At 74.0% G+C, this 11,306-nt stretch carries 8 protein-coding genes; 4 read left to right on the top strand and 4 right to left on the bottom strand.

Features of this window, described 5'->3' with window-relative positions; translation table 11 throughout:
• The first annotated feature begins 300 nt into the window (after positions 1 to 300).
• Entirely contained in the window at positions 301 to 627 is a 327-nt protein-coding gene (locus ABWU78_RS14675) for a hypothetical protein (protein ID WP_253053525.1), read from the top strand.
• A gap of 7 nt (positions 628 to 634) precedes the next feature.
• On the opposite strand, the gene ABWU78_RS14670 is transcribed toward ABWU78_RS14675, so the two are convergent.
• The gene (locus ABWU78_RS14670) at positions 635 to 2,854 is read right to left on the bottom strand and encodes a prolyl oligopeptidase family serine peptidase (protein ID WP_439158801.1); all 2,220 of its coding nucleotides are present in this window, start codon (positions 2,852 to 2,854) and stop codon (positions 635 to 637) included.
• A gap of 209 nt (positions 2,855 to 3,063) precedes the next feature.
• Here ABWU78_RS14670 and adhE point away from each other — a divergent pair, with 209 nt between their 5' ends.
• Both adhE and ABWU78_RS14660 read left to right on the top strand, forming a co-directional pair.
• On the top strand, positions 3,064 to 5,808 hold the full coding sequence (adhE, locus tag ABWU78_RS14665; protein ID WP_439158800.1) for a bifunctional acetaldehyde-CoA/alcohol dehydrogenase: 2,745 nt from the start codon (positions 3,064 to 3,066) through the stop codon (positions 5,806 to 5,808).
• A gap of 220 nt (positions 5,809 to 6,028) precedes the next feature.
• A complete protein-coding gene (locus ABWU78_RS14660; RefSeq protein WP_439158799.1) occupies positions 6,029 to 8,257 on the top strand; it encodes a hypothetical protein in 2,229 nt (742 codons plus the stop codon).
• Here ABWU78_RS14660 and ABWU78_RS14655 read toward each other — a convergent pair.
• Together ABWU78_RS14655 and ABWU78_RS14650 are read right to left on the bottom strand one after the other, a co-directional pair.
• Positions 8,236 to 8,910, bottom strand: coding sequence for a response regulator (locus tag ABWU78_RS14655; RefSeq protein ID WP_439158802.1), 675 nt, complete (start codon positions 8,908 to 8,910; stop codon positions 8,236 to 8,238). The two genes, ABWU78_RS14660 and ABWU78_RS14655, sit on opposite strands and share 22 nt — an antisense overlap.
• Before the next feature lie 101 nt (positions 8,911 to 9,011).
• The gene (locus ABWU78_RS14650; protein ID WP_439158798.1) at positions 9,012 to 10,235 is read right to left on the bottom strand and encodes a sensor histidine kinase; all 1,224 of its coding nucleotides are present in this window, start codon (positions 10,233 to 10,235) and stop codon (positions 9,012 to 9,014) included.
• Between the two features lie 196 nt (positions 10,236 to 10,431).
• On the opposite strand from ABWU78_RS14650, the gene ABWU78_RS14645 reads away from it, so the two are divergent.
• Entirely contained in the window at positions 10,432 to 11,016 is a 585-nt protein-coding gene (locus ABWU78_RS14645; protein WP_439158797.1) for a M15 family metallopeptidase, read from the top strand.
• A 17-nt stretch (positions 11,017 to 11,033) separates the two neighbouring features.
• Here the strand turns inward: ABWU78_RS14645 and ABWU78_RS14640 are convergent, their stop codons facing one another.
• Positions 11,034 to 11,183 carry a hypothetical protein gene (locus ABWU78_RS14640; RefSeq protein ID WP_439158796.1) on the bottom strand — a complete coding sequence of 50 codons (150 nt, stop codon included), beginning with the start codon at positions 11,181 to 11,183 and terminating at the stop codon, positions 11,034 to 11,036.
• Between the last annotated feature and the right edge of the window lie 123 nt (positions 11,184 to 11,306).

Genomic DNA, 11,306 nt, shown 5'->3' with positions numbered 1-11,306 from the left:
CCAGGCCCGCCACGACGCGGCACCACCACCCACCCCGCCCTGCTCCGTCTTGCCCTGGTCGTCGCACACCCGGGCGACCGCCCGCGGTGTCGGTCTCGCCCCGGGACCACGCTCGCCGCGGACCCGGTCTGCGGGCTGCGAGCGAGCGCACGCCGCGGCCCGATCACGCCGGCACCGGACCTGGCAACGCGCCGGGTACGCTCGCGGGAACTGCCCGGAACCTCCTCGTGTCGTCCCAGGTCGCGATGCGCCGACGGCGGTAGGTTGCCGACGAGAGTGGGTCGGGCGCGGGGGGAAGAGATGGGTCGTCGGTACGTGCGCGCGTGGACCGTTGCAGTCGCGGTCGTCGTGGGGGCGGTGCTGTCGGCGTGCGACGGCGGTGGGGACCTGGAGGTCGCCAACGACAGCCGGGGTGACGTGGTCGTCCGTACGGGGGACGAGGAGGCCGAGGTGACCGCCGACGGCGGCGTCGTGCTCCTCGACTACGGCTGCACGCCGGGTGACGTGACCGTCGTGCGGGCGTCGGGCGCCGAGGAGGTCGTCGACGGGCCGGTGTGCCCGGACGAGAAGATCGTGGTCCGCGACGACGAGGTGGTGCTGGTCCCCGTCGCCGCGGACGACTCCTGACGAGGCGTCAGCCGAGGCGCTCGGCGAGGAAGCGGTAGTGGACCGCGGCCATGTGCGCCGCCTGGGCGTTGTTCGCGGCGCCGCCGTGGCCGCCCTCGATGTTCTCGTAGTACGTGACGTCCTTGCCCTCGCCGAGCATCTTCGCGGCGAGCTTGCGCGCGTGGCCGGGGTGGACGCGGTCGTCCTTGGTCGACGTCGTGAACAGCACGGGCGGGTACTCGCGCTCGGCGTCGAACAGGTGGTACGGCGAGAACGTGCGGATGAACTCCCACTGCTCGGGGTCGTCCGGGTCGCCGTACTCCGCCGCCCACGACGCCCCGGCGAGCAGCTTCGTGTACCGGCGCATGTCGAGCAGCGGGACGCCGACGATCACGGCGCCGAAGAGCTCGGGGTACTGCGTGAGCATGTTGCCCGCGAGCAGGCCGCCGTTGGAGCGGCCCTCCATGCCGAGGTGCTCGTGCGTCGTGATCCCGCGGGCCACGAGGTCGCGCGCGACGGCGGCGAAGTCCTCGTAGGCGCGGTGGCGGTTCGCCTTGAGCGCGGCCTGGTGCCAGGCGGGCCCGTACTCGCCGCCGCCGCGGATGTTCGCGACGACGTAGACGCCGCCCCGCGCGAGCCAGGCGCGGCCGAGCGCGCCGGAGTACGCGGGCGTGAGCGAGATCTCGAAGCCGCCGTACCCGTACAGCAGCGTCGGCGCGGCTCCCGTGCCGCCGTCGCCCGCGCCCGCGACGAGGTCCGCGCGGCCGACGACGAAGTACGGCACGCGCGTGCCGTCGTCGGACGTGGCGAAGTGCTGGGCGACGGTCATGCCGTCGGCGTCGAAGAACGCGGGGTTGGACTTGACGACCTCCGGTGCACCCGCGTCGCCCGGCCGCTCGCCGAGCGACAGGAGCGAGAGCGTCGTGGGCGTGAGGTAGTCGGTCGTGACGAGCCACAGGTCGTCGGAGTCGACGGGGTCGACGGCTCCGACGGCGACCGTGCCGAGCTCCGGCAGGCCGGGGATCTCCGACCGCACCCACGGCGCGTCCGCGGCCTCCTGCCCGACGGCGCCCCCGGGGCCGGCGGCGTCCGGCGGCGTCAGCACGTGCAGGCGGTTCTTCACGTCGTCGAGCACGTTGACGACGAGGTGGTGGCGTGTCCACGTGGCGCCGGCGAGCGACGTCGTCGCCGTGGGCTCGAAGAGCACGGTGAAGCCGCGGTCGCCCGCGAGGAAGTCGTCGAATCGCGCGACGAGGAGCGAGCCCGCGCGGTACGTCGCGCCTCCGACGGCCCAGTCGTCGCGGAGCTCCACGAGCATCCACTCGCGCCGGACGCCGACCTCGGCGGAGTCGGGCACGTCGATCTTCGTCAGGCGCTGTTCGGGCGTGCCGGTGCGCTCGGCGAGGTAGAGCTCGTCGGCGTAGAACGCCTTGGAGCGGTGCACGAAGTCGCGCTCGAACCCGGGCGTGTGCGACCGCCAGGCGGAGATGTACATGTCCTCGTCGGTGCCCTCGTAGACCGTCACGGCCTCGTCGAGCGGGGTCCCGCGCGTCCAGCGCTTGACCACGCGCGGGTACCCGGACGGCGTGAGCGTGCCCTCGCCGAAGTCGGTGAAGACGTACACGGTGTCGGCGTCGATCCAGCCGAGCGAGCCCTTGGCCTCGGCGCGGTGGAAGCCGCCGTCCTCGGGCGCGACGAACCGCTTCTCGACGAGGTCGAACTCGCGCGTGACGTCGGCGTCGGAGCCGCCGGGGGAGAGCTCGACGAGCGCGTGCCGCCACGGCTCGCCTGCGGCAAGCTGCTCCGGCGTCGGGCGCAGGACGCTCGCGCCGTGCCAGACCCACGACTCGCCCTCGGCCGCGGCGAGCGCGTCGAGGTCGAGCACGGTCTCCCACTCCGGGTCGTCGGTGCGGTAGGACTCGAGCGTCGTGCGGCGCCAGAGCCCGCGCTCGTGCTGCGCGTCGCGCCAGAAGTTGTAGTACCGGTCGCCGATCTTCGAGACCTCGGGGATCTTCGCGTCCGAGTCGAGCACCTCGCGGATCGCGCGCTCGGTCGTGGCGAACTCGTCGGCGGTCTCGAGCGTGTCGGCGACCTCGGCGTTGCGTGCACGGACCCAGGTCAGGGCCTCGTCCCCCTCGACGTCCTCGAGCCACAGGTACGGGTCGTGGGGCGCGCCGTCGTCGGGGAGCGGGGTCTCGGTGGGGCTCTCGGGCGAGAGCGAGGGGCTCGTCGTCTGCTCGGCGGTCATGGTCCCCCACCCTACGGCGGCGGGGGCGATGGTGCGGAGGTCACGAGGGGGCCGGGACCTTGGGCCCCGAACGGCCGCGGGGCCTTGCCGCGCCCAGGGGCTTGTGAAAACATTCACAAGTAGAGAGACCGCTGAAGGAGCCGGGGCAATCCGGCCCCGGCAGCACCCGCGGCCCGACGCCCGGCCCGGCCGGGCACCGGAGGGGACGCATGAGCGCGAAGAGCGCCGGCACGAAGGTCGAGACCCGCACCGAGGACACGCGCACCGCGCACGAGATCGACGTCCTCGTCGAGCGAGCCCGCAAGGCGCTCGACCAGTACATGAGCCTCACGCAGGAGGACGTCGACCGGATCGTCCTCAAGGCCTCGGTCGCGGGCCTGCACCAGCACGGTCACCTCGCGCAGCTGGCCGTCGCCGAGACCGGGCGCGGCGTGTTCGAGGACAAGGCGACGAAGAACATCTTCGCGTGCGAGCACGTGCCCAACTCGATGGCGAACCTCAAGACGGTCGGCATCATCGGCCGCGACGAGCTGACGGGCGTCGTCGAGATCGCCGAGCCGGTCGGCGTGGTGTGCGCCGTGACGCCGGTGACCAACCCGACGTCGACCACCATCTTCAAGTCGCTCATCGCGCTCAAGACGCGCAACCCCGTCGTGTTCGCCTTCCACCCGAGCGCGCAGCGCTCGTCGGTCGAGGCGGCCCGCATCGTGCGGGACGCCGCCGTGGCCGCCGGCGCGCCCGACGACTGCATCCAGTGGGTCGAGAACCCCTCGATCGAGGCGACCAACACGCTCATGCACCACCCGGGCGTCGCGCTCATCCTCGCCACGGGCGGCAACGGCATGGTCCGCGCGGCCTACTCGGCCGGCAAGCCGGCGCTCGGCGTCGGCGCGGGCAACGTCCCCGCCTACGTCGAGAAGAGCGCCGACCTCGGCCGCGCGATCAACGACGTGGTCATGTCGAAGGCGTTCGACAACGGCATGGTCTGCGCGTCGGAGCAGGCGCTCATCCTCGACGACGTCGTCTACGACGACGCGATGCGCGAGCTGGCCCGGCTGCACGCCTACCGCACGACGCCCGCCGAGAAGGCGATGCTCGAGCGCCTCATCTTCGGCGTCGAGGCGAGCGGCACCAACTGCGCCGGCGCGAAGCTCAACCCGAAGGTCGTGGGCAAGTCGCCGGTGTGGATCGCGCGCGAGGCCGGCTTCGAGGTCCCCGACGACACGTCGATCATCCTCGCGGAGATCGACGACGTGGGCCCGCAGGAGCCGTTGAGCCGCGAGAAGCTCACCCCGGTCCTCGCGGTGCTGCGCGCGCGCGACACCGAGCACGGCGTCCGCCTCGCGGAGCGCATGGTCGAGCTCGACGGCCTGGGCCACTCGGCGGCGATCCACACGGCGGACCAGGAGCTCGTCGAGCGCTACGGCGCGCGGGTCAAGGCCGTGCGCGTGCTGTGGAACAGCCCGACGTCGCTCGGCGGCATCGGCGACATCTACAACGCGCTGCTCCCGTCGCTCACGCTCGGCTGCGGCAGCTACGGCGCGAACTCGGTGTCGAACAACGTGTCGGCGGTCAACCTCATCAACGTCAAGCGGATCGGGCGGCGTAACAACAACATGCAGTGGTTCAAGGTGCCCGCCAAGACGTACTTCGAGCCGAACTCGATCCAGTACCTCGCGCAGATGCGCGACGTGCACCGCGTCACGATCGTCACCGACAAGGTCATGAGCCGCATCGGCGTCGTCGACCGCGTGCTCGACGTCCTCGCGCGCCGCGAGGAGAAGGTCGCGATCCAGATCATCGACGCGGTCGAGCCGGAGCCGAGCGTCGGCACCGTGAACCGCGGCGCCGAGTCCATGCGCGACTTCGAGCCGGACACGATCATCGCGATCGGCGGCGGCTCGCCCATGGACGCGGCCAAGGTCATGTGGCTGCGGTACGAGCACCCGGAGATCGAGTTCTCCGACATGCGGGAGAAGTTCTTCGACGTGCGCAAGCGCGCGTACAAGTTCCCCGAGCTCGGGGGCAAGGCGAAGCTCGTGTGCATCCCGACGTCGTCGGGCACCGGCGCGGAGGTGACGCCGTTCGCGGTCATCACCGACCCCGAGACGGGCTTCAAGTACCCGCTCGCGGACTACGCGCTCACCCCGACCGTCGCGATCGTCGACCCCGTGCTCACGGACACCATGCCCGCCAAGCTCGCGGCCGACTCGGGCTTCGACGCCCTCACGCACGCGACCGAGGCGTTCGTCTCCGTCTACGCGAACGACTTCACCGACGGGCTGTGCCTCCAGGCGATCAAGATGGTCTTCGAGCACATCGAGGACTCGGTCACGCAGGGTGCGGCGGCCCCGAAGGCGCGCGAGAAGATGCACAACGCGGCGACCATCGCGGGCATGGCGTTCGGCTCGGCGATGCTCGGCATCGTGCACGCCATGGCGCACACCGTGGGCTCGACCTTCCACCTCGTGCACGGGCGCACCAACGCGGTGCTCCTGCCGCACGTGATCCGCTACAACGGCCAGGTGCCCACCAAGCTCACGAGCTGGCCCAAGTACGAGCGCTACGTGGCCCCGGAGCGGTTCCAGGAGATCGCGAAGCACCTCGGGCTGCCGGCCTCCAGCCCGGAGGAGGGCGTCGAGTCGTACGCGAAGGCGGTCGAGGAGCTGCGCGCCAAGGTCGGCATCGAGCCGACGTTCGCGGCGCAGGGCGTCGACGAGGCGGCGTTCCTCAGCCGCCTCGACGACCTCGCCCTCCGGTCGTTCGAGGACCAGTGCGCCCCGGCGAACCCGCGGATGCCGGTCCTGGAGGACATGCGCGACATCCTCGTCGCGGCCTACCGCGGCAGCAGCCGCGAGGTCGTGCGGGCAGAGCGTCTCGCGGCCCACGAGGGCGCGAGCACCGAGGACGGGCAGGCGGCGACCCCGCCTGCCGAGACCGTGGCGGCCGGCTGACGCGACCCGCGACAGGGACCGACCCCACGAGAACCCGGAGCCCGACGGCGCGAGTCCCCTTCCGCCGTCGGGCTCCGTCGTGCGTGGCCTGTGGAAGACCCTCGAGGGGCGTCGGAACCTCGGTAGGTTCTCCGCTCGCGGGACGTCGGTCCCGCGGCGCGCGACGGCGCGGGTCATGGCGACGGCAGGGGGCCGCATGGTGCACGGACGAGGACGACGCGTGGCGAGGGTCTTCGCCGCGGTGCTGGCGGGAGCCCTCGGGGTGACGCTCGCGGCGTGCACGCCGGACGCGGAGCCGGAGCGGCGCGACCCCGCGGTGTTCGCCGAGATCGACGTGCCACCCGAGCTCGCCCCGCAGGAGGCCGTCGTCGACCAGGTCGGGATCGTGCCCGCCGCGTCCGGGCTGCCGTGGATCGTGAGCGGTGTGCGGACGACGCCGGGCGGTGTGCCGGAGGGCGTGGTCTGGACCCTCGGTGAGAGCGGCGCGGTCGCGGGGGAGCCGGCGGTCCTGGACCTTCCGGGCGTGGTGCGCGACCTCGCGGCCGCGGGCGGGGCGGCGCGCACCGTCCTCGCGGGGAGCACGGGGGAGGACGGGCGGACGGCCGGCTTCCTGCTGACCTCGGCGGACCGCGTGGCGTGGGAACCGGTCCGGCTTCCTCCGGAGATCGTGGACGTCCCGTTGACGCACGTCGCCGAGACGGGCGGGACGGTCGTCGCCCTCGGCGTCGACGCGGACGCGCGGGCCGTCCGAGGAGTGCTCGTCCCGACGTCCGGCGACCCCGTTCCGCTGGTCCTGCCGGACGGTGCGGGAGAGCCGACGGTCGAGGGAGTGGCAGGACGCGGAGAGACGTGGGTCGCCGTGGTCTCCTGGGACGACGAGGTGGGGGACGACGTGGTCGTCACCTATCGCTCCGCGGACTCGGGGACCACCTGGACGACGTCCGACCTGCCCGGTGACGCGCCGCGCGTCGCGGGTGCGGCGACGACCGCGACCGGGTTCGTCCTGACGGGCTCGGTCCGGGAGGCAGGGCTCGGCGGTCCCGTGACGGACGCGGCGGCGTGGTTCTGGGAACCGGGCGACGGTGACGCCTGGGAGTACCTGGACTTCCGCCGCGACGACGCCGGCACCGACGACCAGTCGACCGGACTGTCGGCGCCTGCCGTGGGCGGCGACGATCTCGCGGCCGTCTACTGGGGCGACGAGCTCAGCGCGAGCAGTCTGGTGGTCGAGGTGGAGCCGGGACACATCGCGTCCCAGGGCATGTCCGACGACAACGGAGGGATCGGCTTCGGCGGTCCGTCCGCCTGGGACCCGGACGAGCGTGCGGTGCGGGCCGTCCTCGCCGGGGACGGCGGCGCGTACGTGACCGAGCTCCGCGACGGGCGGTGGCGTCGGCTCGCGACCCTCGCGATGCCTCGGCGCTGGTTCCGGCCGACGGAGGTCGACGCGGGCGACGGGGCGCTCGTGGCGCGTCGCGCGGAGGTCTCGACCGCGGGCGACGGCTGGCGGAGGTGGGTCTCGTCGGCGGTGTACACCGTCGATGGTCGTGCCCTGGTCGAGACGTCGGCGGACGTCCCCTGGACCGGGGAGGACCTCGCCCTGGTCCGCTCCGTGGCCGGGGACGGGAGCGAGGTGACGGTCACGTTCGGCTGGGAGGAGGGCGAGAACGCCGTCACGGTGCGGTCGTGGTTCCGTCCCGCGGGCGGTGGGTGGACGGAGGGTTCCGGCTGGCCGTCCTCCGGGCACGCGGAGATCCACGACGTCCGCGCGGTCGACGGGGGGTGGGTCGCCGTCGGGGTGCGAGCCGACAGCCCTGAGGGCGCGAGCGTGCGGCACGCCGCGGCCTGGCGGTCCGAGGACGGCCTCGTCTGGACCCTCGACGATGGGTTCGAGGGCGGTGACGGTCGGTCCTCCGCGCGGCACGTGTGCCTCCTCGCCGACGGTCGTCCGTGGGTGCTGGGCACGGTCGTCGACGGCGACCGAGAGGTCGACGCGTCCTGGGTCGGCGAGAGCACCGGCTGGGAGCGCGCGGTGATCGACGCGGAGGAGGCGTTCGAGGTCGACGGGTGCGTCCAGGGTGACGGCGACGCTCGGCCCCTGCTCCAGGTGCAGGTCGACGGGCGCTCCGAGCTGCGCGGGACCACGGACGGCACGAGCTTCGAGCTCGTCGGCGCGACGGGTCGAGGCGAGACGTTCGGTCGCGTCGTCCGGGTCGCCGAGGGGTACGCCGCGGTTGGCACGGTCGTCGCGTCGGGCGTGGAACGGTCGGTCCTGTGGTTGTCCGCCGACGCGGAGGAGTGGCAGCAGCTCGTGCTGCCGACGCCCGAGCCGGGAGGTGAGGGGACGGTCCACCCGGACGGGTCGGACGCCGTCGTGACGCTCGCCGGAGAGGGCGGCGTCCGGGCCTGGCGCGTGGGCGACGTCGCTCAGCTCGTCGACGCGGGATGACCGTCGCGTCCCGGACGGACGATGCCTGCCTCGTAGGCGAGGATGACGAGCTGCACGCGGTTGGTCAGGCCGACCTTCGTGAGCAGCGAGCGCACGTGGCTCTTCACCGTCGCCTCGGTGAGGTGCAGCTCGGCGCCGATCTCGCGGTTCGACAGCCCGCGCGCGACGGCGAGCAGCACCTCGCGCTCGCGCGGGGTGGCCGCGCCCAGCCCGGTCCCGGGCTCGCCGTTCCCGTCGGCGGCGTTCCCGTCGGCGTCGTGCCCGAGCGGCGCGAGCCGCGCGAGCTCGACGTACGTCGAGATGATGCGTCCGGTGACGGCCGGGTCGAGCAGCGAGTCGCCCGCGCGGACGCGGTGCACGGCGTCGACGAGCGTCTGCGGGTCCGCGTCCTTCAGGAGGAACCCGGACGCGCCGGCACGCAGCGCGCCGTACACGTACTCGTCGTCGTCGAAGGTCGTCAGGACGAGCGTGCGCACGTCGGCGAGGTCGGGGTCGGCGACGATCCGCGCGGTCGCCTCGATGCCGTCGAGCCGCGGCATGCGCACGTCCATGAGCACGACGTCGGGTCGCAGCGCGCGTGCCATCGTCACCGCGGTCTCGCCGTCCCCGGCCTCGCCGACGACGGTCACGTCGGGCTCGTTGTCGAGGATCATGCGCAGGCCCAGGCGGATCGTGGACTGGTCGTCGACGACGACGACGCGGACCGGGGGGAGCGTGGCGGCCCCGCTCCCGTCGGCGCCCGGCACCGGGGCGGTCACGCCGGCTCCCGGGGGATGCGTGCCTCGACGGTCCAGCCGCCGCGCCCGTCCGGGCCGGCGACCAGTGCGCCCCCGGCCGCGAGCGCGCGCTCGCGCATGGAGGTCAGGCCGTGCCCCTGGCGTCCCGCGGTGCTCGGGAGGGGCGGACCCGGGTCGTGGACGCGCAGGCGCAGGTCGGCGCCGTCGTCGGTCACGGCCACGGTGACCTCGGGGGCGAGCGAGTGGAGCAGCACGTTGGTCAGGGCCTCCTGGACGATGCGGACGACGGCGAGCCCGGACTCGGCGCTCGTCGTCGGCCACGGGCGGGGGAGCGTGAGGTCGACGTCGCGGCCCGCGTCGCGCAGCCGTCGAGCGGCCGCGCGCAGTTCGTCGGGCGCGCGGGCGCCGTCCGGCGTCGGTGCGAGGGCCGCCGTCCCGCCGTCGGTCTCGGTGCCGCGGCGCAGCACCTGCACGACCGAGCGCATCGCGGTCAGCGCCTGCTTGCCCTCGTCGCTGATCCAGCGCACCGCCTCGGCCGGGGCCTCGGGTTGGTTGGCCGCGACGCGGTCGGCGGCCTGCGCCCGGACCACGATCGCGGACATGTGGTGCGCGACGACGTCGTGCAGCTCGCGCGCGATGCGCGTCCGCTCGGCGAGCACGGCGCGCTCGGCGAGCTCCGCCTGGAGGGCCTGGAGCTCGGCGTTGCGCTCGCGCAGCCGCTCGGACGTCAGCGCGAGGCGACGGAAGAAGTAGCCGGCCGCGACCGCGCCCAGGACGAGCGCGAGGGCGAGCAGCACGTCCGACGGCGACTGGGCGAGCCCGATCCATCGTGGGGAGAAGGGCACCGGGGGGAAGGTCAGGTGGGGGCGATCCCAGAGCTGCGTCGCGTAGGCGGAGAGCCCGCCCGCGAGGCCGGCGAGCGCCCACGGGACGGCGCCCGAGCGGGTCGCGGCGAACCCCGCGACGAGGAGCGGGAGGAGCTCGAACGGCGTCTGCATCGGCCACGGCAGGGCGAGCGGATAGAGCATCGCCGTCGCCCAGAAGAGCGGCCCCGGCACGACCCGGCGCAGGGCGAGGGTCAGGACGATCCACAGCCCCGCCACGCGGTACGAGTCGGGGTGGCGGGGGTACCAGTAGTCCCCGTTCTCCATCACGGTGATGACACCGAACCACACGAGGCCCGCGACGAGCGCGGTCCCGAGGTCCTGCGCCCACACGGGCAGACGGGTGAGCCGGTGCACCCGTCCACGGTAGCCGGGTGCCCGTACGGACGGCACCGCCCGGGGGCCGAGGTCGGGCGACCTGGGCTCAGCCCCAGGGCGGAGCCGCGTCGGGCCGGGGGCGGACCCGGGACGCGCGGGTGCGCCGGACGGCGGGGGTCGAGGTGCCGCCGACGGGTCGATGTGGCGAGGGACCGCCGCGGGCGAGCCTCGAGGCATGACCACGACACCGCTTCGCCCCGCCCGTCCCGCCCGCCACGTCCCCGGCCGTCCCGGTCCCCGTCGCGTCGCCCGCACCGTGGCCGGCGTCCTCGCCGTCGGGGCGCTCGGTGCGGCGGGGGCGCTCACGTACCTCACCGTGACGCGCGACGGCGGTGGCGCCGCCGTGGCCGACCCCTCGCCGTCGCTGCGCCCGCAGGCCGCGACCGGGCTCGACCCGGAGCTGGAGCGCCGCTTCGACGCGGCACGCGCCGCCGCGGACGCCGACGGCGTCGAGCTCACCCTGACGTCCGGGTGGCGCACGGCGGCCGAGCAGCAGGAGCTCGTGGACGCGGCGCTGGAGCGCTACGGCTCGGCCGAGGAGGCGCACCGCTGGGTGCTGCCGCCCGAGTCGTCCGAGCACGTCGCGGGGCTCGCGATCGACGTCGGGCCGACGGACGGCGCGCTGTGGCTCGAGCAGCACGGGGCCGAGTTCGGGCTGTGCCGCACGTACGCGAACGAGCTGTGGCACTTCGAGGCTGCGACCGAGCCCGGCGGCACGTGCCCGCCGATGCACGACGACGCGTCCCACGGTTGGGAGTGACCGCCCGCCGCCCGGGGTCACGACCCGAGTGCGGCCTCCTGTCGCTGGAGCCCCGCCAGGATCAGGCGGGTGGTCTCCTCCGGGAGCTCCTGCTGGATCCAGTGGCCGCAGTCCAGCTCCACGACCTCGACGTGCGGGACGAACGCCTCGAGGTTCGGCGCCCTCATGACCGTGTCCCGTGCGCCCGCGCCGTCGACCGCCTCGCCGCCCACCTCGTCCCCTCGTACCGACCCTGAGCGCGCGACGACCTCGCGGGAGCGGACCCGCACCGCCGACGAGGGCGGCGGATG

Source organism: Cellulosimicrobium sp. CpK407 (genome assembly GCF_051844275.1).
GTDB classification, from domain to species: Bacteria; Actinomycetota; Actinomycetes; order Actinomycetales; family Cellulomonadaceae; genus Cellulosimicrobium; species Cellulosimicrobium cellulans_G.
This window is presented reverse-complemented; position numbering and strand designations above follow the sequence as displayed.

What these genes read in the sequence shown, in the direction of transcription:
- adhE (WP_439158800.1), top strand. Translation starts at nt 3,064, where the DNA reads ATGAGCGCGAAGAGCGCCGGCACGAAGGTCGAGACCCGCACCGAGGAC.
- ABWU78_RS14640 (WP_439158796.1), bottom strand. Translation starts at nt 11,183, where the DNA reads ATGAGGGCGCCGAACCTCGAGGCGTTCGTCCCGCACGTCGAGGTCGTG.
- ABWU78_RS14670 (WP_439158801.1), bottom strand. Translation starts at nt 2,854, where the DNA reads ATGACCGCCGAGCAGACGACGAGCCCCTCGCTCTCGCCCGAGAGCCCC.
- ABWU78_RS14645 (WP_439158797.1), top strand. Translation starts at nt 10,432, where the DNA reads ATGACCACGACACCGCTTCGCCCCGCCCGTCCCGCCCGCCACGTCCCC.
- ABWU78_RS14675 (WP_253053525.1), top strand. Translation starts at nt 301, where the DNA reads ATGGGTCGTCGGTACGTGCGCGCGTGGACCGTTGCAGTCGCGGTCGTC.
- ABWU78_RS14655 (WP_439158802.1), bottom strand. Translation starts at nt 8,910, where the DNA reads ATGATCCTCGACAACGAGCCCGACGTGACCGTCGTCGGCGAGGCCGGG.